General features: G+C 51.4%; 20 protein-coding genes. 11 read left to right on the forward strand and 9 right to left on the reverse strand.

The window, feature by feature from the left end; genetic code table 11:
* Nucleotide 1: 1 nt before the first annotated feature.
* Genes H6F67_RS25985 through H6F67_RS26000 form a run of 4 tightly spaced genes read right to left on the reverse strand, consistent with a single transcriptional unit; the run spans nucleotide 2 to nucleotide 3,061 of the window.
* Complete coding sequence (locus H6F67_RS25985; RefSeq protein WP_190769563.1) at nucleotides 2-646, reverse strand: TMEM175 family protein; 645 nt, start codon at nucleotides 644-646, stop codon at nucleotides 2-4.
* Between the two features lie 38 nt (nucleotides 647-684).
* A complete protein-coding gene (locus H6F67_RS25990) occupies nucleotides 685-1,734 on the reverse strand; it encodes an NAD(P)-dependent alcohol dehydrogenase (RefSeq protein WP_190769564.1) in 1,050 nt (349 codons plus the stop codon).
* A gap of 28 nt (nucleotides 1,735-1,762) precedes the next feature.
* Nucleotides 1,763-2,599, reverse strand: coding sequence for an SDR family NAD(P)-dependent oxidoreductase (locus H6F67_RS25995; RefSeq protein WP_190769565.1), 837 nt, complete (start codon nucleotides 2,597-2,599; stop codon nucleotides 1,763-1,765).
* 54 nt (nucleotides 2,600-2,653) lie between these two features.
* Nucleotides 2,654-3,061 (reverse strand): cupin domain-containing protein, encoded by a 408-nt coding sequence (locus H6F67_RS26000; protein ID WP_190769566.1) that lies wholly within the window; start codon nucleotides 3,059-3,061, stop codon nucleotides 2,654-2,656.
* Between the two features lie 300 nt (nucleotides 3,062-3,361).
* Here H6F67_RS26000 and H6F67_RS26005 point away from each other — a divergent pair, with 300 nt between their 5' ends.
* The 4 genes from H6F67_RS26005 to H6F67_RS26020 all read left to right on the forward strand — a co-directional run bounded on the left by H6F67_RS26005 (nucleotide 3,362) and on the right by H6F67_RS26020 (nucleotide 7,117).
* Nucleotides 3,362-4,339 (forward strand): AraC family transcriptional regulator, encoded by a 978-nt coding sequence (locus H6F67_RS26005; protein ID WP_190769567.1) that lies wholly within the window; start codon nucleotides 3,362-3,364, stop codon nucleotides 4,337-4,339.
* Between the two features lie 80 nt (nucleotides 4,340-4,419).
* On the forward strand, nucleotides 4,420-5,271 hold the full coding sequence (locus H6F67_RS26010) for an AraC family transcriptional regulator (protein ID WP_199304647.1): 852 nt from the start codon (nucleotides 4,420-4,422) through the stop codon (nucleotides 5,269-5,271).
* Between the two features lie 133 nt (nucleotides 5,272-5,404).
* Nucleotides 5,405-6,295, forward strand: coding sequence for an NmrA family NAD(P)-binding protein (locus H6F67_RS26015; RefSeq protein ID WP_190769568.1), 891 nt, complete (start codon nucleotides 5,405-5,407; stop codon nucleotides 6,293-6,295).
* A 309-nt stretch (nucleotides 6,296-6,604) separates the two neighbouring features.
* Nucleotides 6,605-7,117, forward strand: coding sequence for a quercetin 2,3-dioxygenase (locus H6F67_RS26020; RefSeq protein WP_190769569.1), 513 nt, complete (start codon nucleotides 6,605-6,607; stop codon nucleotides 7,115-7,117).
* A gap of 77 nt (nucleotides 7,118-7,194) precedes the next feature.
* Here the strand turns inward: H6F67_RS26020 and H6F67_RS26025 are convergent, their stop codons facing one another.
* Entirely contained in the window at nucleotides 7,195-8,307 is a 1,113-nt protein-coding gene (locus tag H6F67_RS26025) for a cell wall metabolism sensor histidine kinase WalK (RefSeq protein ID WP_190769570.1), read from the reverse strand.
* Between the two features lie 144 nt (nucleotides 8,308-8,451).
* Here H6F67_RS26025 and H6F67_RS26030 point away from each other — a divergent pair, with 144 nt between their 5' ends.
* Nucleotides 8,452-9,204, forward strand: coding sequence for a response regulator transcription factor (locus H6F67_RS26030; protein ID WP_242020806.1), 753 nt, complete (start codon nucleotides 8,452-8,454; stop codon nucleotides 9,202-9,204).
* A 268-nt stretch (nucleotides 9,205-9,472) separates the two neighbouring features.
* On the opposite strand, the gene H6F67_RS26035 is transcribed toward H6F67_RS26030, so the two are convergent.
* The 3 genes from H6F67_RS26035 to H6F67_RS26045 form a co-directional block, all read right to left on the reverse strand.
* Entirely contained in the window at nucleotides 9,473-10,606 is a 1,134-nt protein-coding gene (locus H6F67_RS26035) for a hypothetical protein (RefSeq protein WP_190769572.1), read from the reverse strand.
* Nucleotides 10,563-11,576: a site-specific DNA-methyltransferase gene (locus H6F67_RS26040; RefSeq protein ID WP_199304648.1), complete on the reverse strand. Its 1,014-nt coding sequence runs from the start codon at nucleotides 11,574-11,576 to the stop codon at nucleotides 10,563-10,565. Before H6F67_RS26040 ends, H6F67_RS26035 begins: the two co-directional genes overlap by 44 nt.
* 296 nt (nucleotides 11,577-11,872) lie before the next feature.
* The gene (locus H6F67_RS26045; RefSeq protein WP_190769574.1) at nucleotides 11,873-12,742 is read right to left on the reverse strand and encodes a hypothetical protein; all 870 of its coding nucleotides are present in this window, start codon (nucleotides 12,740-12,742) and stop codon (nucleotides 11,873-11,875) included.
* Between the two features lie 187 nt (nucleotides 12,743-12,929).
* Between H6F67_RS26045 and H6F67_RS26050 the strand changes: the two genes are divergently transcribed.
* Nucleotides 12,930-13,331, forward strand: a complete 402-nt coding sequence (locus tag H6F67_RS26050) for a hypothetical protein (protein ID WP_190769575.1) — start codon at nucleotides 12,930-12,932, stop codon at nucleotides 13,329-13,331.
* Between the two features lie 18 nt (nucleotides 13,332-13,349).
* Nucleotides 13,350-13,976, forward strand: coding sequence for a hypothetical protein (locus tag H6F67_RS26055; RefSeq protein ID WP_190769576.1), 627 nt, complete (start codon nucleotides 13,350-13,352; stop codon nucleotides 13,974-13,976).
* Between the two features lie 157 nt (nucleotides 13,977-14,133).
* On the opposite strand, the gene H6F67_RS26060 is transcribed toward H6F67_RS26055, so the two are convergent.
* Complete coding sequence (locus H6F67_RS26060) at nucleotides 14,134-15,075, reverse strand: DUF2891 family protein (protein WP_190769577.1); 942 nt, start codon at nucleotides 15,073-15,075, stop codon at nucleotides 14,134-14,136.
* A 181-nt stretch (nucleotides 15,076-15,256) separates the two neighbouring features.
* On the opposite strand from H6F67_RS26060, the gene H6F67_RS26065 reads away from it, so the two are divergent.
* The 4 genes from H6F67_RS26065 to holA all read left to right on the forward strand — a co-directional run bounded on the left by H6F67_RS26065 (nucleotide 15,257) and on the right by holA (nucleotide 20,527).
* Nucleotides 15,257-16,633 carry an ATP-dependent RecD-like DNA helicase gene (locus tag H6F67_RS26065; protein WP_190769578.1) on the forward strand — a complete coding sequence of 459 codons (1,377 nt, stop codon included), beginning with the start codon at nucleotides 15,257-15,259 and terminating at the stop codon, nucleotides 16,631-16,633.
* 79 nt (nucleotides 16,634-16,712) lie between these two features.
* Complete coding sequence (dnaN, locus tag H6F67_RS26070) at nucleotides 16,713-18,068, forward strand: DNA polymerase III subunit beta (RefSeq protein ID WP_190769579.1); 1,356 nt, start codon at nucleotides 16,713-16,715, stop codon at nucleotides 18,066-18,068.
* Nucleotides 18,069-18,167: 99 nt separating this feature from the next.
* Entirely contained in the window at nucleotides 18,168-19,589 is a 1,422-nt protein-coding gene (gene dnaX / locus H6F67_RS26075) for a DNA polymerase III subunit gamma/tau (protein WP_190769580.1), read from the forward strand.
* Nucleotides 19,586-20,527 carry a DNA polymerase III subunit delta gene (gene holA / locus H6F67_RS26080; RefSeq protein WP_190769581.1) on the forward strand — a complete coding sequence of 314 codons (942 nt, stop codon included), beginning with the start codon at nucleotides 19,586-19,588 and terminating at the stop codon, nucleotides 20,525-20,527. Before dnaX ends, holA begins: the two co-directional genes overlap by 4 nt.
* Nucleotides 20,528-20,617 lie beyond the last annotated feature (90 nt).

Below are 20,617 nucleotides of genomic sequence, written 5' to 3' on the forward strand. Positions count from 1 at the left end.
GTTAGTCGTTTTCGCTGCGATCGCGGCTCATTTCAGGGTCATCAATGCCGGATTGAGCGGTCTTATGACCCCAGCGAGGCCACAGATAAAAGAGGTTGAGGACGATGAAGAGCAGCACTGCCAGCCAGGGAAAGACCAGCGCGATTAGAGTGGCGATCGCGTAAGTAATTGGCCCAATCAGAAACTGCCGATCGAGTTTCTGTATCTTGGTTGCCGTGATGTGGGGACTGAGCAATTGACCGTCACGCGCCGCATACCGCCACATGACATTGACGAAGATACCGAGGACAGTCAAGATGCCACCGTAGAACGCAGCGGCGATCGACTCGTCCACGCCCCGGTGAAACGCTTCAGCGAGGACAGCAGTGGGGAACGGCAGAAATGCAATCAGCATCAGGTTGAGGATGTTCAGCAGCAGCAGCGTTCCATCCACGCGGACGATGTGGTGGAACATGGCGTGATGGTTGATCCAGATTGCGCCGATCACCAGGAAGCTCACCACGTAGGCAAGGTAGGACGGCCAGAGCTGGAGAAGTTCCGCCCCAAGCACTGTGTCGGGTGGCGGCACTTTGATTTCGAGGACTAGCAGAGTGATGGCGATCGCAAAGACACCATCACTGAACGCTTCTAAGCGGGCGGTATTCACACTTCCTCTCCTACGAATCGTTCTTCGAGTCCTCCCAGTTATGCAGATTTGAGAGAGGCCATATCGATCGAAAAGCGGTACTTCACATCAGATTTGAGGAGGCGATCGTAGGCTTCGTTCACCTGCTGAATCGGAATGACTTCGACATCAGCGGTGATGTTGTGTTCGCCGCAAAAGTCAAGCATCTCCTGCGTTTCCGCAATGCCGCCAATGTTTGAGCCAGAGAGCGATCGACGCCCTATGATCAAGCTAAATGCCGCGACCTCCAGCGGCTTCGGGGGTGCGCCGACCAGGGTAAGATTCCCGTCACGAGCCAGTAGATTGAGATAGGCGTTGATGTCGTGATCGGCAGCAACCGTATCGAGAATGAAGTCGAAACTACCCATGTGCTGCTGCATCTCATCGGGATTGCGGGAAACCACGACTTCGTGAGCACCAATGCGGAGTGCGTCTTCCTTCTTGCCCTCAGACGTAGTGAAGACAACCACGTGCGCTCCCATTGCATGAGCTAACTTCACGCCCATGTGCCCTAAACCGCCAAGACCAACTACGCCGACCTTCTTACCTTCGATGGCTCCCCAGTGACGCAGCGGCGAATACGTGGTGATGCCTGCACACAACAGCGGTGCAACGCCAGCCAGATCGAGATTCGGGGGAACGCGCAGCACAAAGCGCTGATCGACAACGACGCTATCCGAGTAGCCGCCATAGGTGACGCCGCCCAAGTGCTTATCTGGGGAGTTGTAGGTGAGGGTCATGTTCGGGCAGAACTGCTCAAACCCTTCTTTGCACTGGCGACAGGTTCCATCCGAATCGACCATGCAGCCCACTCCGACTTGATCGCCGAACTTGAACTTCGTCACTGCTGAACCGACTTGTGTGACGCGACCGACGATTTCATGACCGGGCACGATCGGGTAAACCGCGCCGCCCCACTCGTCTCGCACCATATGCAGGTCAGAATGACAGATGCCGCAGAAGAGGATTTCGATTTGAACATCGGTTTCGGTTAAATCGCGCCGCTCGATCGAGTCAGCCGCGAGTGGTGCGGTCGCACTGGCAGCAGAGTAAGCTTTGGCGTTGTACATGGATTGATGCTCCTAAATGATGAGTGTGCTAGAAATTTCCGTCTGTAGACTTGGAAAGCGCCTCGTGGTCTTTGATCTCTTGCAGGCGGGACTCTAGAGCTGGCTTGATCGATGCGACAGCATCACTGCCCGCATAGAACTGCTTTGGCGGGTTCGGCAGGGCTGCAATTTTGACGAGAGCCTCGCCCAGCTTCGCTGGGTCGCCCTGCTGCGTGCCGTTGTAGACTGACCACGTCTCTTGGGCGTTGGCTTCGTCGGCATAATCTTCGATCGCCTGGCTAGACCATTTGGCGTTCTGCGCGTCCAGCAGTTCGGTGCGGAAGAAGCCCGGTTCAACCAGCGTGATCTTGATACCGAAGCGCTCAACCTCTGGTGCGACTGACAGCGAAAGTCCCTCGATCGCGAACTTCGATGCGGCGTAGGCGGCGCAGTGCTTGAACCCGATCACGCCCGCCATCGAGCTGAGGTTGATGATGTGACCCGATCGCTGCTGACGCATGATCGGCAGCACGGCGCGCATCACGTACACCACGCCGTAGAAGTTTGTAGACATTTGGCTGTCGATGTCGGCCATAGTCATCTCTTCAAAATTACCCAGCAGGCTGTAGCCCGCATTGTTCACCAACACGTCAATGCGATCGAACTGTTTCACTGCCGCTTCGATCGCCGTTTTCGCCTGTCTCTCGTCGGCAACGTCCAACTGGACAAAGGCAAGATTCTCGCTAGCAACATCGCTTAAGGCACTTCGCACTTTGTCGAGGTTTCTTCCAGTTGCAACAACACGATCACCCGCTTTCAATGCTGCCTTGGCGATTCCGGTGCCGATCCCGCTGCCAGCGCCTGTAATGAACCAAACTTTATTCATAGTTGCATTCCTTACCTTTGGTTTTTATGCTGATTTTCATCTTGTCTGCTTGAGTCAATACTCAGATCGGCCTTCGTACTGCTCGTCGCTGACCTGTTCCAGCCAATCTACGGGTTTGCCGTCGATCGCTTCTTGAATGGCAATGTGCGTCATGGCTGTCGTCGGTGTGGCTCCGTGCCAATGCTTTTCACCGGGCGCAAACTGAATCACGTCTCCCGGTCGAATTGGCTCGATCGATCCACCCCAACGCTGTACCAGGCCACAGCCCGCCGTCACGATCAGAGTCTGTCCCAACGGGTGAGTGTGCCATGCGGTTCTCGCCCCTGGCTCAAACGTGACCAGAGCGCCAGAGCTGCGGGCTGGATCATGCGCCTGGAATAACGGGTCAATGCGAACCGTGCCCGTGAAATAGTCGATCGATCCTTTGGTAGAAGGCTGGGAGCCACTTCGTTTGATGTCCATTTTCTTGACTCATACCAGTGAGGTTTGATCATCCCGTTGTAGAAGCTGGGCAGCGATCGCTTGCTCTATCGATCGGGACAGGAATTTTTCAGGAACTAGGGTTAGCCTTGATGTCATTGTGGGTTGTCAGTCGGCAAGACGCTCGCTGAATTAACCGGACTTTACTTCTTGTATAAAAGTCTAGAAAGTTTGCAAAAAATTGGTATCGTTCCTCACTGCTTTAGTTTCATGTTAGAGACTTTTACGGGCAAGTCATAGAACGATCGTCTAGGATCGTTGTACAATCCTGCAAACTTATCGATGAATGCTGCAAAACCCAGTGAAATGTTCGATCGAGATTTCACCCACGACCCGCAGGCCAAGCGCGAGGCAGACAGAGCGCAAGCCAACCGAGACGAACTGATCGAATGCATTGCCCAGGCGATCGGTCAAGATGGCACAATCGAGCCGCTCAAAGGGCTGCACTTTAACCGCTTCTCCTCGCCTTCGGAATGCCTGCATAGTGTCTCTATCCCTGCTTTTTGTGTGATTGCTCAGGGCAGCAAAGAAGTTCTTCTAGGGGGCGATCGCTACCAGTACGACCCGATGCACTATCTGCTGGCAACGGTTGAACTGCCGATCGCCAGCCAAATCCTGGAAGCGTCCCCGGCGCAACCGTTCCTCAGCCTGCGCTTCGATCTCGACCCTACTCTGGTTGGCTCAGTCATGGTGGAGGCGGGGCATTTTTCGTCTCGCAGTCGCGCCACTGTAAAAGCGATCGATGTGAGTCCGCTGGATGCCAATCTGCTGGATGCTGTGGTGCGGCTCGTCCGGCTGCTCGATTCTCCTGCTGAAGCTCATGTGCTCGCACCGCTGATTAAGCGGGAAATCATTTACCGACTGCTGATCGGAGCGCAAGGAGATCGACTGCGTCAGATTGCCGTTCTGGGTGGCTACACTCACCATATTGCGAGAGCGATCGATCGACTTCGCAAAGAGTTCAATCAGCCGCTTCGCATTGAAACGATCGCACGTGAGCTTGGCATGAGCGTCTCAGGCTTCCACCATCACTTCAAGTCGGTCACGGCCATGAGTCCCTTACAGTTCCAGAAGCAACTGCGGCTCCAAGAAGCGCGTCGGCTGATGCTGGGGGAAAACCTGGACGCAACCACTGCGGCTTACCGTGTCGGTTATGACGACGCCTCGCACTTCAACCGAGAATACAAGCGGCTGTTTGGTGCGCCACCGATTCGCGATGTGGAGCGACTGCGAGAAGCGGCTGTTGAACAGGGAACGTGAGGAATATATGACTGCGAATACGACTCAATCATTTATGGCAATTCTGACTTTTCAAACGTCCTTTCAAGCAGCTTCCTCAAATGATGACAGCAAATTCATTCAACACTAGAGTTTGGCGATCGCAGCATCTGCAATCGATCGAGCTGGTACATGGTGTTTCTAAAGACTATTCACTGCCCCGACATTTTCACGAAGAACTAGAGCTTGGCATTCGGCAGGGTGACGGCTGGCAGTTTAACTACCGGGGCGAAACGCATAGTGTTCCATCGGACATCTTGGTGGTGACGCAACCTGGAGAAGCACATGACGCTAATTCTTCAAGCACTCAAGACTGCACATTTCGAGGCTTACGAATTGGTGCAGATTTACTGCAACAGGTCGCGATCGAAGTGGCAGGACACCAAATTGATCTTCCATTTTTTCCGCTGCCGCTAGTCCACAACTCTGCCTTGAATACACAAATTATTCAAGTTCATCAAGCCTTAGAGCAACCCATTTCTCAGCTTGAACAACAAGCATTAATGCTGGATTTTTTAGCACAATTAATTCTGCGCTGTGCAGAGAATCCACCTGGCTTGATCAAGCTAGGAGAAGAACGTCAGCCTGTCGATCGCGTTCGAGCCTATTTAGAAGATCATTACGATCAAGAGATCTCATTGAAGCAGTTAGCACGGGTCGCAAACTTGAGTTCCTTTCATCTCAATCGATCGTTTCGCAAAATATTTGGAATGCCGCCGCACGCCTATCAGATTCAAGTCCGAATTTTGCGGGCAAAGCGGCTGCTCAGAAGGCAGTGGTCGATCGAGCAAGTCGCGATTGAAACTGGGTTTGCGAGTCAAAGCCACTTCGGTTCACACTTCAAGCGATTAGTCCGTGTGACTCCGAGGCAATACATTCAAGACAGCAAGAACATGATAAATTCTCATCCTTAAATTGATTAAGCTCTAGATAGGCGAAGATGATTGATCTTTTGGTGGCGACATTTACTGTTGCATCCCCTTAAAAAAGCAGATTTCTCAAGCCACAATCGTTCATCCAATACAAAGCTTAAATAAGCAGAACATTATGAAACCAACAGTTTTAGTCGCAGGCGGAACAGGTAATCTTGGCGAACGCATCATCAAAGCACTAATCGCAAGAGGGGCAGAAGTTCGGGCGATCGTCCGTAAAGGTAGCAAACCGGAAAAAGTCGAATACCTGACGGAACTCGGCGCGAAGGTCATTACAGTTGATCTGTCGAATGCCGAGGAGCTTAAACAAGCTTGTCAAGGTGCATCATGCGTGGTTTCAGCTTTGGCAGGACTACACGATGTCATCGTTGATTCGCAAACCAAACTGCTTGATGCCGCGATCGCAGCCAATGTCCCACGCTTTATTCCCTCAGACTATTCTTCTGACTTTACCAAACTGCCTGAAGGTGAAAACAGAAACTTCGATTTGAGAAAAGAATTCCATCAATATCTGGATCAATCGCCGATCGCTGCCACTTCGATCTTAAATGGAGCTTTTGCCGATATTTTGAGCTACGGTACGCCGCTTTATAGTGTGAAAAATTATAGCGTTGGTTATTGGGGAGACAAATCTGACTGGAAGATAGACTTTACGACGATGGACAACACAGCCGATTACACTGCCGCTGCTGCGATCGATCCCTCAATTCCAAAGATTCTGCGGATTGCCAGCTTCCAAATTAGTCCGAACGAATTAGTTTCTGTTGGCAAAGACGTTAAACAGCAAGAATTCAAACTCGTCCCGATGGGAAGTCTAGAAGATTTTTCCGCTTCAACTAAAGAGGAGCGGGCGGCTAACCCTGAAGGAGAAAAAGAATTGTATCCAAGCTGGCAAGGCAAACAGTATTTACACAGCATGTTCAGCGTTCAAAATACACCGCTTGATAACAATCGGTATCCTGATGTGCAGTGGACGAGCGCGATCGAGGTGATTTCCAAAATTTAGTTGCAACTCAACTGATGATTGAATTGCGATCGCACTAGAGCTGAGCTATTGGTCTTAGCTCAGTCCGCATTGCCTATTCGATTTATCTCACAGACAACTCGACAACCAAGACTAATGTAGCTGCTGTCAGAGAAATAGAGGTGGCGATTTGCAGAACGGCAATCTCGTAAAGGTCGCAAGCGATCGCGGCAAAGACCAAAATTTCTAAAGAAAATAAGGTTCACACCAAACTCATCAAAAAGGCGAACTCGATCGAGAAAATCAATCGGCGATCGCGCTGTCATTGTCAGCTTAAGTAAAAGAGTCAAAATGAGCGTACAAAACAAACCACAAGCTTTTGAAGTCAACAATACTGAAGCTCGCATATATTGGGGCATGGGCATTCTTTGGATCATGCTGGCAACTGCCGAAGATACCAGTGGAGCGTATTCCTGTATCGAAGAATTGATCCCACAAGGGCCAGCAGCACCGCCTCACATTCATGAGGCCGCAGATGAAACTTTTTATATTCTGGAAGGCGAAGCAACCTTCTTTGTGGAAGATCAGCCAATTAAGGCAACTGCCGGATCGTTTGTGTCGATTCCACGAGGCACGAAACATGCTTTTCAAATCGATTCTGAAACGGTACGACTCCTCAATACCTATGTGCCCGCAGGGTTTGAGCAGATGATTATGGCAACGACTGTGCCCGCAGAGGCACGTACACTGCCTTCCGCTTCGATGTCTTTGCCTGAGCGAGAACAGTCCGATCGCACAATGGAGCAAATCCTTCAGAAGTATCCTGCGGCTAAAACCAACTTTCTAAGAGGGTATGAAGGTTAAATGACCCAGCAGGTTATCGTCTCTATTCCACCAAGTCGATCGCTCAGATTTTGACAATCCCTAGGGCGAGGCAAACGTCAGTTAACGCTGGCTGCGGTAGTCAGCAGCGGCAATTGCACTCGAAACGTTGTTCCGACACCAAGTTCACTTTCGACTTCAACTTGTCCTTGATGCAGCTCGACAATGCGCTTGACTACGACCAATCCTAAGCCTGAGCCGTGACGCCGCAGTCGCCGCGACTGCTCGGAGCGCCAAAAGCGATCGAACACGAAGGGCAAATCCTCCGGAGCGATGCCGATGCCCGTATCGCTGATTGCCACCCAGACTTCTTGCTGGTGCTGGCAAACGCGAATTGTGACTTGTCCTTGCGGCGTATAGGCGATCGCATTGTGAATCAAGTTGATAAATACCTGCTCTAATCCATCCACATCGGCTAGCACCACGATCGCGTCGGGGTGCGGATCAAGACAGGACAGATTTAGCCGTAGTGTGAGCCTCTCAGCAGGAATATGTGGCTGTAGCGTTTTGACGATGAATCTCAGCAGATCAATCAGCTTGACCTCTTGGAGATGAAGTGCTAATGGTGCTTCCATGCGTGTGAGCTGTTGTGTTGTCTTCAACAGGCGCATCAGGCGATTGACTTCATAGCTGAGCGTTCGTCCAACTTCTGGCGTGTACGGCTCGATACCATCTTCGATCGGTTCGACATAGCCCTGCATAATCGCGACTGGTGTACTGAGTTCATGCACCAGTTCTCCCATCACCTGGCGTTTTTGCTGATCCGCATCTTGCAAGCTCAAAACCATGCAATTGAGCTGCGTAACCAATCGATCGACTTCCGGCAGCAAACTGGGACTCACTCGCACTCGCAAGTTGCCTGCTGCGATTTGCTGCATGGCTGCTTCTATCTGTAACAAAGGCTCGGTGATCAATTGGGACATCCACAGCGCTAGGACAACAATGACGGCAAGACTGCAAACGAGTGCTAGCCCTGTGCCCTGGTTGTTGATGTGATGAAACTGCTCGACGATTTGATCGGTTGATACCGAATTCTGGCTAGGAGCTGAATTTAGACCCTGTGCGATCGCCCAAGCTCCATATTGGTAGGCAATCGCAGTCGGTAGCCCGACCCCAAAAATCGCTCCGGCTACATAGGTCACAAACAGCCAAGCTCGTAAAGTTAATCGCATTCTCACCACACTGCTCGACGGCCACAACGACGCTTCAAACAAAATGTTCACCCTTAACCTATTCTAGAAGGCGCGATCGTCAACCGTTAAAACTTGTTAATGTCATTCAAATTAGTTTGAAGAACGCTCTCTATCTTGAGTAGGATGGAAAAACTGCTTTCTCTTGAACTTTGCTTAGTCATGCCCGACATTTTGATCATTGAAGACGAAGACGAGATCGCCAAGTCGATCGCACTGTATCTAGATCGCGAGAGCTATCACACCCAGCGCTGTCGCGACGGAGTGACGGCATTGACCTTGGCCCAGCAGATGCAGCCGGATTTAATTGTGCTGGATTTGATGCTGCCGGGAATCAATGGGCTAGAGGTGTGTGCCCGCATTCGTCAGATGCCGAAGGTGAAAGACCCGTATATTTTGATGCTGACCTCGAAGGGCGAAGAAGTCGATCAGCTCATTGGTCTCTCGACCGGAGCGGATGACTATGTGGCGAAGCCCTGTAGCTACAAGATGCTGGTGACGCGCATTCAAACGCTGCTGCGGCGATCGCTCAGGCAGGGCGGCAAAACGGCTAGCTATCGCACCCAGCACTTCACCGCCGACCTCGATCGCCGCATCCTCTACCGCCATCTGCACTCGGAGCGCGAGGAAATTACGCTCACCAGTTTAGAATTTGAGCTGATGGCAACATTTATGAGCTACCCAGGGCGTGTTTGGACTCGCGCTCAACTGATCGAGAAGCTGTGGGGTGACGATTACTTTGGCGACGATCGCGTGGTGGATACGCACGTTGCTCGCCTGCGGAAGAAAATTGAGGCAGACTCGGCTAATCCCGTCTTTGTGCAGACGCTCATTGGCATTGGCTACAAGTTTGAAGACAGCAAGCTTTCAGCAGCTTGAAGGGTGGGACTGGTAGGGCAAAAGTGCTTGTCACATCAATATTCGTCCATAGGTAGGAAATGAGACTGTCTGGTTCATTGTGAACGATCTTCTGCTTCTTAGCAGTTAGCACTGCTGACAAGATTGGAGGACAATTTATCTATCATTACCCTCCAAATTAGTCGGATGAAACACGAATGGCTGACATAAGCAACTACTATCAGACGTTCTGTGAAAGCCTGATAGTAGTTGCGAACACAAAATTCGATCGCTGGTACTTCTTTGCTCTTTACTCGTAGGCTATCAGCTCTTGAAGAAAATTCTTGGCTTGCTCAACGTTGATATTTTCGTAATGGTCAGGTGAAAATATGAACGACAAATCTCCAGTAAGTTGTGTGACGCCTCTAGAATTTCTTCCTGCCCAATGAAACTGAATTCTAGTTGAGTTGAGGACAGAAGAATCTAATGCGGAGATTAAACGAGTAGAAACAGCTTGCCCTTCAAGACTCAACCCAATGAAGAAAAAGCAAAACACGGTGTTCCCAGTTCCTAAGATTTTAAGAGCTTTGTCGATGTTGTAACCTTTTGGGCTAGAAGCAAGCGTCAGAATTTTTGTTTTAATGTCAATTAATACTCTTGATCCAAAGCTCAAAGTATAACTTAGATCTTCAACTCCATGAAAGTTTGCTGCGTTGGTAACAATCTGTTCAATTTGATTGCCACGCACATTAACATTGTTGATTCTACCTGCCTCTAAAATTGCTGTTTTATTTTCTTCTACAAGTTGGTTCAGAGTTGTACCGAGAGAGATGTACTCAGAATTGCTTGAGAGCATGTGAGCTAGATCAGCAGACGCGAGAATGTTGCTTTTCTCTTGAGGCGTTGGTGTGTAGCGACTTCCTGTTGGCACAATGTTATTAGTCGCTTCAACTAATCTAGCTAGATTTTCTTCCCAGGTGAACTCTTGGTGAATCAAAAATAACTGCTCAAAATTCTGAGGAATATTTGCAATGCCTTCATATTTTCGTAGAATATCGTGACCTAAAAAACTACCACATACATTATCAAATCGTAGTCTTTGAGAGCTATGGCTAATTTTTTTGAGAAAAGTAGAATTTGCCAAAAGTAATTCAATATCTTCAGGTCTCACAACACAAACAAAAAAAGGAAGCTGATCGTAAAGCCTTAGCCTTGAAAGTCCCGCGATCGTATTTGAAAAGGAAGAGCCGCTTGCTGCGGAGAAACGAATTGCAAAGCGATCGTTGTAGTAAACAGATCTATTTTTTCTCAAATTAAATTTCTCTGTCGTTGCAGAAACAACAGCGTCCTTCGAGAAGCTAGAGCGCTGTTGTTTATACTGTTCAAAGAATGCAATCAGTTCAGAGATTGAGGAGATGTAGCTGCTCTCGACTGGGCTTGGCATGACTGGCTGCTCCTTTTTGCTGAATGGAGAGCGTATTGCGCTCCCAGAAGACGCCGTCTGAAAAGCCTTGGATTTCAGGCTCGGATTCTGCAAGCTCTAGTCTTCGCTCCGCAAGCAAGCTATATTCTTCGTCCAACTCAATGCCCAAATACTTCCTCCCAAGCTTCTTCGCAACGACTGAAGTTGTGCCACTGCCAAGAAATGGATCGAGAACAAAATCACCAGAATTCGTGCTTGCTAGAACCAATTTTGCAATTAGCTTTTCGCTTTTCTGCGTTGGATGATCCGTGTTCTCTGGCATTGACCAAAATGGAATGGTGATGTCTGTCCAGATGTTAGAAGGATGAGTATCTCGGAAGTTACCATCATCCGTTGCCTGCCAATCTTTCGGTGTGCCGTCTCCATTTCGATAAGGCGCAATCACTTTTCGACGCAGCTTAACTGCGTCAACGTTGAAGGTGTAATTTTCTGACATTGTGCAGAACCAAATATCTTCACTGGAGTTTTTCCAGTTCGATTTGGCTCCTCGCCCTTTTTCTCGCTCCCAGGTGATTCGATTCTGTACAAAAAAGTGTGACGAAGCAACGGTGAATATTGAGGCAGAGGAAAGCCAGTCGCCGCAGATGTAGATAGATGCCGTTTGCTTTAACAAAGGCTTAAGTGTGCAAATCACCTCATCTAGCCAAGTCGAGTAATCATCAACCGTTCGTCTTGAGAATTTGCGCCCGTTGAAACTCTTATTGAGATTGTAGGGCGGATCAAGAACGAGCAAATCTACAAACTGTTGAGGGAGCAGCTTAGCAACCTCAAGACAATCGCCTTGGATTGTGCCGATCGGTAAAGGGGAAGCAGAAGCAAGATCTTTTAGAAGTCGAGGAGCTAATCTGGCTCTATCTTGATCATCCAAGCTGAGAGTGCGGTTCATGGGTGCGCGTTGCTTTCCCTGTGTAGCTTGAATAAAGTTAGACATTATAGTCCTCCATCGAATTTTGCTGAGGTCTTGCTTAAATTTCACTCAGGTAGTCTGTTTGTATAGTACAAACGATCTGACAGCGTTGCTAGATCGTTTGTGGTTTAAGCGAGTTAGCAGCCTGCTCGCAGAATTATACACACCTTCCTCTGAAAAAGACGGGCGATCGCAAATCATTCCAATCGCTGTAAAGATCGAGTCATTCACTTTGACAAACTTATAGGATGCGAAGATAAACCAATTTCGCCCACCACGCTGCGCTCTCAGCCACAACCAATTGTTTCGATGCGGTTGCACTAGGAGCAGCGATATTGGGCGACCTGCTGCGGTATCACTCGCTGCTGTAGCCACTCGACGATGTCGTCACTGCCGACGATTGCCGTGTTGGGTAAAGTCAAGATCGGCCAAATTTGGTCGAGAAAATACACCGATCGCTCCACCTCTAGGTATCGATTTCGCTGCCGAGAACGGTAATGCGTTTGAACATCGAGCGGATGCGATCGATAGTCCCAGCTCCAATCTTCACCCGTTGTCCCATCAACGTTACGTTGACCCACTTCAAAGATGACTCGTCCTTCATCCAGGTTGCTGCGCCAAGCTTGAGACTTCCCTTTCTGAATGGCGATCGCAGTCGGTAAGGCATCGGCTACCTGAAGCTGAACATTGTGTGCGATCGAAGCAGGCAGATTGGGCTGGGCAACGTCACACCAGCCCTGAATTCCAAATCCTTGTGGCAACAGTTCTGCGTAGTAAAAACAGTAGGTCTGGTTGTCCCATTGCAGTTGAAACGGGCAGCGATCGCCAATGAGGGTAGCAATCTTCTCAAAGCTCACTAGCGACTGGTTCAGCCTTTCTAGTGGCTCTGCTAGGTCAAACCAAACTGCGGATTGCGACTGCATCAGGTCATGTAGCTGCCTTAGCTCAAGAAGCGACAGCATCGACTGAGCCACCTTGAGCGCATGAGCGATCGCCTGCTGCTGCTCTTTGCTCGGTGGCCGCGTCACCACGAGTTCACGCTGCGCCAAAGCGGTGAAGTAGCGCTGCAAATTAGCGACCTGCCCTCGACAATAGCCAGCAGCGATCGCATCGTCGTAGAGCTGCGCCTTCACTGTTGCATCGTCAAACGTCAGCGCCAGTCGCGGATCGTCCCGGTTAAATCGTGCCATCGTGCTGCGTGACCAATCTAGAGTCGTACCATATACTTGCAAAAAGTGTATGATACACGCGAAAAAGCTTGCATTCATACCGTAGCACTTGCCTATCTAGCCTTTGAGGGGTAAGCGCAAATTGAGTGGTTAGGGTGCAAATCGATTCGTGAACACAGGATTCTTTTGCGCCCTAACCATTACGCCAATGCCTCGACGTACTTCCAATGAACCGAATGAGCGCCCCCAAAACGTCAACCGAGCGGTTGAGCGCTTGTTCAACTTGGCGCTTGACGAACTATCGAAAGCTGAGCAGGAAGACTTGGGGAATGCTCTGCTTGCCAATCTATGGGCGGAACGGCTAGAGCAAGAACGAGCGATCGAAGCACAACAGCGAGCGATCGCAGCGAACAAGGGAAAATCGAGTCGTGATGGCGGCGGCTATTTTGAAGACAAGCTGGTCTACAACACTAAAAAGGGCAAGCGCTATGGGCCGTATGGTCCCTATCGCTACTTACGCTTTCGATCGCGAGGCAGCTTGCGAAGTTTGTACCGAGGTAAGCCTCCGCAAGGCGATCGCGATGATCCACCAACTGATCAGCCGCCTTGAAACTCAAGAGGCGCTAGAATGCCAAACAGTATTAGCCTCGACAATATGGCCTCGTTTTGTCAGCAGTGGCAGATTGCCCCCACTCAGCCTGATCCGGCTCAGCTTGCTGCGATCGTCTCGCGGCTACAGCAAAATCGCGCTGTGGCGGCTGAAGTGCTGCCTTGCCTCTGTCGAGGTCATGAAGCGATCGCTTACAGTCCGCTGCTGACTTGTCCAATTCCGGTTGAACAAGTTCTGGTCGAATCAAGGGATCACGATCGGCTGCATGAGTGTCGATCGCTGCTGGCTCAAGGCAAGATTCCCCCTTCCATTGAAGCGTCAATTTACCTACTGCACGGCATAAGCTGGTTCATTGTAAGCGACGGCATCCACCGCACCGTTGCTGCTTATGAAGCCGGAAACCCAAAGATCGAAGCGCGGCTGAGTAGCGTCAACTATTGCCGCCCAGAGCAATACCGCTTGGTTAAGGATCAGTTTGTTCAAATTGAGCAAGTTGCAGCGGACGGAATCGTTTCCACTGCGACAATCTCCCGCCGAGTTTCTCCCGCCGAGCGATCGCTGCTGCTGAAAATTGGCATCCAGACTGAAACTCGACTGAGCGGTTTCCAAATTCCGATCGCTGCGATCGTGCCCAGCAGCTTGTAGCCATCTGTATTTTGCGAGTAAAGCGCATGGTGTCAGCGCAACGTTCGGCGATCACCAGACGCATATAACCTTTGCAATTCAACCGACCCTGTTGAAGCGTTCCGATGCAGCACAGTTGTTATATTGCTGTTAGAGTGTCGCAGTTGATTCCTGTTACTTACGTAATAGCAGATGATTCACTTCGATAATTTTCCAGCAATTCACCTTGCTCAAGCATTAATCCCAGCCAGATAAACTGCGGAACCCAATGGGAGATAAGCTCAAAGCTACCTCTCCATTGGTCAGGCTGTGATAAGATTCCCTCCAATCCCTTGAAAAATCTACTGCTGCCACCTTTGCTCGGACTGTCAAGAGCGTAAGGCCACAATCGAACGACATTTATTCCCGCCTGGTGACAATTTTTGAAGCTGAGGTTTTGGTTTAATTGTGGTGTCGCATCATCGCAGTAGGAAAAGATTTTCTCACTTGGTTCCTTCGTTTGGTCAACCAAGAATAAAATCGCTGGGAGATAAAAGGAGTCAGATTCTTCTGCTTGTGTGGTGGTGATAGTTTCCCTGACATTTTCGATTTGGGGTCGTAGCGCCTCAAGCCTGTGGAGCGTTTCAAGTTTGGGCTGGCTCAATTGAAGCAAAAGAAAAATAAAAAGCCATGGTTGATAAGCGCCGTTCAAAATAACTTTGTCCGATGCACTGTTTTTCTCCAACCAAAGAGTGAGTTGCTGTTCAAGTTCTTCTCGAAAAGAATCTAAGAGCAAGTAGTTACTCTCCTCATACTTAGACAATTCAGCCAGCATGAGCAACAACCAAGCTCTGCCATAAGGCATCTCGAATCCAAGATTTTCTACATCGTTGAGAAATGTTCGCTCTGCTTCAATGTTTTCGGGTGTCAGGCGAGACAAAAGTTTACGCTGAAGCGGCACGTCGTGAGTGAGACGCGCCATCGACAAAAGCGCCCAGTGCGCGTGAACACTCGAATGCCAATCAAAGCTTCCTGTGAAGACTGCTCCTGCTCCTACGCCTGTAAAACAGTGAGGCTCCACACGCACTAAGTCAGCATAAATGATGCGTTTTAGTTCATCAACAACCCTATTTCTATTCATGAATATGAGTATTACGCACATTCACGCTGCGCGTAGCAAGATAATAACCTGCTCACAAGCGAGTTGTTTGAAGCTGTGATTGCTACAAAGCTTTCGGCTACAAAAACCGAGCTTTGCCAGAGATAACACCATCCCTGTCGCTATCGCGCTGGGGGAGCGTGATTGTTTTTCTGCTCAAGCGATGTCATCCACTTTCAAACCTTTCGCTCCTTCTTTGCCTGCTCTTCAACTCGATCGCACCTTTCCCTTCAGCACTCAGCAGCACTTGGCCTTGGCTGCGATCGAGCAGTTCTTGAATATGCCAGAGCGCAAACTTTTCCTGCTCAAAGGCTTTGCGGGAACTGGCAAATCAACCGTGCTGTGCTTGCTGATGCAGCATCTGCGACAGCACGGCTGGAGGATTGCCATGACTGCTCCCACAAACAAAGCCGTCAACGTGCTGCGCCAGATGGCGGCTCAGGTGCAGCTACAGGGCGTTGACTTCATGACAATCCATCAGCTTTTGGGGCTATCGCTCAAAAGCAGCGGTGGCGAAAAGCGACTGGAGCCAACCGGACAGCCCTTGACGCGACTGTACCATCTAGTTGTGATTGATGAATGCTCGATGATCGGAACGGCGCTGTGGGCAGAAATTGCCAAGCTCGATTCGCCCCTGCTGCCCACAAAGATCGTTTTGATGGGCGATCCGGCTCAACTCAATCCAGTCGGTGAAGCAAAATCGCCGAGCTTTCGCGTACCGCTGGCGGCAACCCTAACCCAGGTGGTGCGCCAGCATCAGGGTAGTCCACTGGCCGAGTATATTGCGGACTGTCGGCGCAGCGTGACGCGCAGTCAAGCACCGTTTCAGCCGTACTCCCATCATCGTCAGGGGCAAGGCGTGTTTCGAGTTAGCCAAGCAAAGCTGCTCGATTACGCCTGCCACACGATCGCCCGCCAGTTCGAGCAAGCGCCAGATTGCTTTCGCATCCTTTGTTTCACGAACCGCCAGGTCGATTATTACAACCAAATTGTGCGGCAGGCGTATTATGGCACTGCTGCGCCGCGATTTGTCGTGGGAGAGCGCCTGATTACCCGCGACCCGATTATTGGGGCAGACAAGAAAACCATCGTCGTGCCAACCGCGACTGAAATTGTCGTGCAAGGCGTAGAGCTTGACGACTACTGCGGCTACTCGGTGTGGCGCTTACAAATCGAAATCGATCGAGACAGCAAGCAAATCTATGTGCTGCACGAGTCGGAGCAAGACCGCTTCGATCGCGAAACAATTCGTCTTCAAGCAGCGGCAAAGCGCAATCCGTATCTGTGGCATGTTTACTACAAGCACCTGGAAACCTTTGCCCAGGTCAGACCGTGCTTTGCCCTGACGATTCACAACGCTCAAGGCTCGACATTTGCTGAAGTCGGCATTGATGCCAACGACATTCTCAAGCGGCTTGCCCATACGAACGAAGATCGATCGAGCCGCCTCAAAGAATACAACCGCCTCCACTATGTCGCTGCCTCCCGTGCCCAGCGCCGCGTTCTCGTCGTTTACTCACGCCGTCCCGTTGCGAATTGAGCCTACTCACGCCGTCCCGTTGCGAATTGAGCCATCGCTGCTATCGCAGCCTTCTCGCACCGTTATTCTCCCTTGATTCATGCCAACAATTGCTTCTCCCCCGATCGCCGAACCCGAATCGACATCAACGACGAAATCTAAGCGTCGTCAGAAACAAACGATCGAAGAGCGATCGCGCCAATCTACGAAGTCAAAATCCGCCTCAACCCCTGAACCTGCTTCGATTGAGGTTGATACAGCGCTGCGGTTGCACTGCTCCAGTTCATATCTCGGCACAGCGCTCGACATCGCGCTAGCGGCGGTGGCAGGCAAACCCACTCAGCCAATTTTGAGCAACGTTCGGCTGGTTACCACAGGCAAAACGCTGGTTCTTACGACAACCGATATGGCGTTTACGATCGAAGTCACGCTGCCAGCCACAATTGCAGCGTCTGGAGCAATCACCGTTCCCGCCAAGCTGCTGCGCGACACGGTCGATCGCGCCCCCAAAGGTGACATTTCCTTAGCCGCACAAGACACGGATTTGACGCTGACCGATGTTCAAGACGGCGATTACTTGCTGCGCGGCCTCAGCGCCGAAGATTTCCCTGCTACTGTGCCATTGGGTGACTCCAAGTTCACGCATCGTGTCGCTGCGAAACGCTTGCAGGCCGTTTTGACGGGCACAGCCTTTGCTGCCAGCAGCGATGAGCAGAAGAAGATTCTAACCGCAGTGCGCTGGCAAATTGACGCAGACCAGCTCAACTGTCACGCGACTGACGGCCATCGGGTCGCTACCACAACGATCGCTGCGAATCCCTCCAAACGGCGCAAGGCGGCTGAGGCTGACTCGATCGCCTGGTTGCTGCCAGTCAAAGTCGTGCAGCACCTAATGTCGCTGATCGACAAGATGGGCGTTGAGCAAATGGTGAGCTTGGAGTATGCCGCCGCGACCAATCAGGTTTGCTTCAAGCTGACTGTCGATGAATTGGAAGTCAAGCTCTCGTGCATCTGCATGGACTTGACGCTCTACCCGAACGTGCAAACGGTCTTGGCAAACTTTGACTACCCCCACGAAGTTTTAGTCGAGCGCCGCGATTTGATCGCCAAAATTGAGCGGCTACTGCCAATTTTGGGCACAGGTAAAAGCCGGACGATCGAATTGCGCTTTGATGCCCAAGCCCGCTGTATTCATCTTGCCAGCGAGAATGACGCGATCGGGCGATCGACGCAACGCCTCCAGTCGCTCTCAATGTCTGCCGATCTGCATGACCAGTGCTGGCTGATCGATGCTGCCTTGGCGCTGACGATTCTCAAAGCTGGCATCACAACCGGGACTCGTTTGCGGTTGGGACTGCCTTCGACGGCGATCGAGTTCAACCTGGCTGGCGACTCGGAACAGCCGGATTTGCAGCTTGAAGCGACCTACTATCTGATGCCGATGAGCCGCGAATAGCATTTCAGGTTCGCTGCTCATTTGTGCGACGTTGCACCGTTTGCTCTGGCTAACTGCCGGGGCAAACGGTGCTTTTCCCTTGTCTATTCATCCAACTCCATGCCGAAAACTCAATCTCTATCCAACTCTGCTGCCGAATCGATCGCGACCGCAACTGTCTCGCTTGCCCTCAAGTACCGCCCCCAAACGCTCAATCAGGTAGTCGGACAATCGGCGTTGCGACAAACGATCGCCAACGCCATTGACCTCAACCAAATCCACAAAGCCTATTTGTTCTACGGCCATCGAGGAACGGGCAAAACTTCAACCGCCCGCATCCTTGCCAAGTCGCTCAACTGTCTGGAGTTCGATCGTCCCACTAACCGACCTTGCGGAGTTTGCGTGTCCTGCCGAAGCATCCAAGATAGTTCCAGTCTGGATGTTGAAGAAATCAACTGCGGCGACCACAACGGCGTCGATCACGCCCGTGAACTGATCCAGCACGCGCATTTGACTCCGGCGATCGGGCGGTTTCGCGTCTTCATCTTGGACGAAGCGCACTGCCTCACCGCCAACGCTGCCAGTGCTCTGCTCAAAATCTTGGAAGAGCCGCCGCGCCATGTCGTATTCATTCTTTGTACGACAGATGCCCACAAGCTGCTGCCCACGATCGTCTCGCGCTGTCAGCGATTCGAGTTTCGCCGCCCCACTCCGAATCAGGTGGCCGCTTACCTAGAGCGCATCTGCAACCGTGAGCAGATTCCAACTGAAGCGGGTGCGCTACATGCGATCGCACAGGCGGCAAACTGCGGACTGCGCGACAGTATTGAACTGCTCGACCTGCTGCGCCTCACCTATCCCCAAGAGGCAATTACGATCGATCAGGTAGCCGCTCAAGTCGGCGCTTTGAGCGAATCGCAACTGCTGCCGCTGATCCAGGCACTCTCAGGCCGCAGCGTGTTTGCCGTGCTGCGCGAAGTGCGAATCCTCGTCGAGCAGCAGGTTGAGCCAAGCATTATTTTGATGCACCTGCTTCAGTGCTGGCGCGATCTACTGCTGCTGAAAACCGCTGATGCGAGCGAGCAGTGGTTACGTGGCCTGATTCGACCGGACAAGCTTAAAGCGATCGCAACGAGTTGGACGATCGCCGATCTCAATGCCAGCCTCGATCGCCTCCATCAGCTTGAAACCTGGCTGCGCCACACGGCTCAAGATAGCCGCAATGCCGAGGTTTACCTGGAAACTGCCCTGATCATGATGATGCAGGATCGATCGGAGCGATCGATCGGCGCACGGAAGCGATCGCAACCCACAGCCGCCCAGCGCTGGCAGCAGGCGATCGACACCGCGCCTCCCAAACTCAAGCTGCTGCTGCAAGCGGCTCAGTTCACTCAGTACCAAGACAATAAAGCCGTTTTGCGGGTTGCGCCCGATCAGGTGGCTCGCTACCAGCGGCATCAAGCTCGAATTGAGCAATTTCTGATGCAAGCGCTTGGGCAAGAGGATTTACAGCTTGTGATTCGCGGGGTGAAATCATCATGAGCATCTTAATTTTGGTAGGAGACGATACTCAGGCGATCGAGCAGGCGATCGAGCAAGCGCAGCACAAACTTGATCCAGCTTGGCGATCGCTCAACTTCCATCGCTTTCCAGATGGCAACTTGGCGGCTGCGATCGCCACAGTCCGCACCCTGCCCTTGTGCGACACGCGCAAAGTCGTGGTGATTGATTGTGTTCTGCGGCAGTGGAATGAGGAAGAGTTTGCCCTGCTCGATCAGCTTCCCCGCATTGCCCTTAACCATACGCTAATTGTCGTCACGCCCGCATTCGACAAGCGGTTAAAAGTTGCTAAAGCGCTGCTGCGCTACGGAACGCTGCAAGAGTTTTGGCTAACTCCCCCTTGGCGGCTTGATCTGATTGAGCAGGCGATCGCACGACAGGCGCGATCGAAGCGGCTGAAGCTGTCAGCGGCCATGCTTGCCTACCTTGCAACTGCGATCGGCAACGATACGGTTCGTGCCGCAACTGAACTGGACAAACTCAAGCTCTACACTCAGCGATCGACTTTGACACTATCGGTCGTCAAATCGCTAGTGCCCATACTCACGCACACAAGCTTGCAACTGGCGGCAGCAGTGCGCGACCATCAAACGATCAGAGCGATCGAACTTTTAGAAGCGCTGCGGCAGCGCGGCGACTCGCCCCAAGTCATTTGCGCCACGCTGATCACCCAGTTTCGCCTGTGGCTCTCGGTGAAAGCGGCGATCGCCCATCGCACTTGCGATCGCGACATTGCCAACTTCTGCAATCTGACCAACCCCAACCGCCTGTACTACCTCAAGCAAGAAATTCAAGCGATATCGCTGCGATCGCTAACGCAAACGCTGCACCAACTGGTCATGCTTGACGTAGCGCTGCGGCAGGGACAGGTCGATCGGCTAGAAACAGCGATCGTTCGCCTCAGCGGTAGAGCGGCTTAATTGTGGTTAGGGTGCAAACTAACACGGTTTTTCAGGACATAGTTTGCACCCTAAGAAAAGCGATTGCCTTGGTGCAGCTTTCCGGCTTGC

The organism is Microcoleus sp. FACHB-1515, assembly GCF_014696105.1.
GTDB lineage: Bacteria > Cyanobacteriota > Cyanobacteriia > Elainellales > Elainellaceae > JAAUTJ01.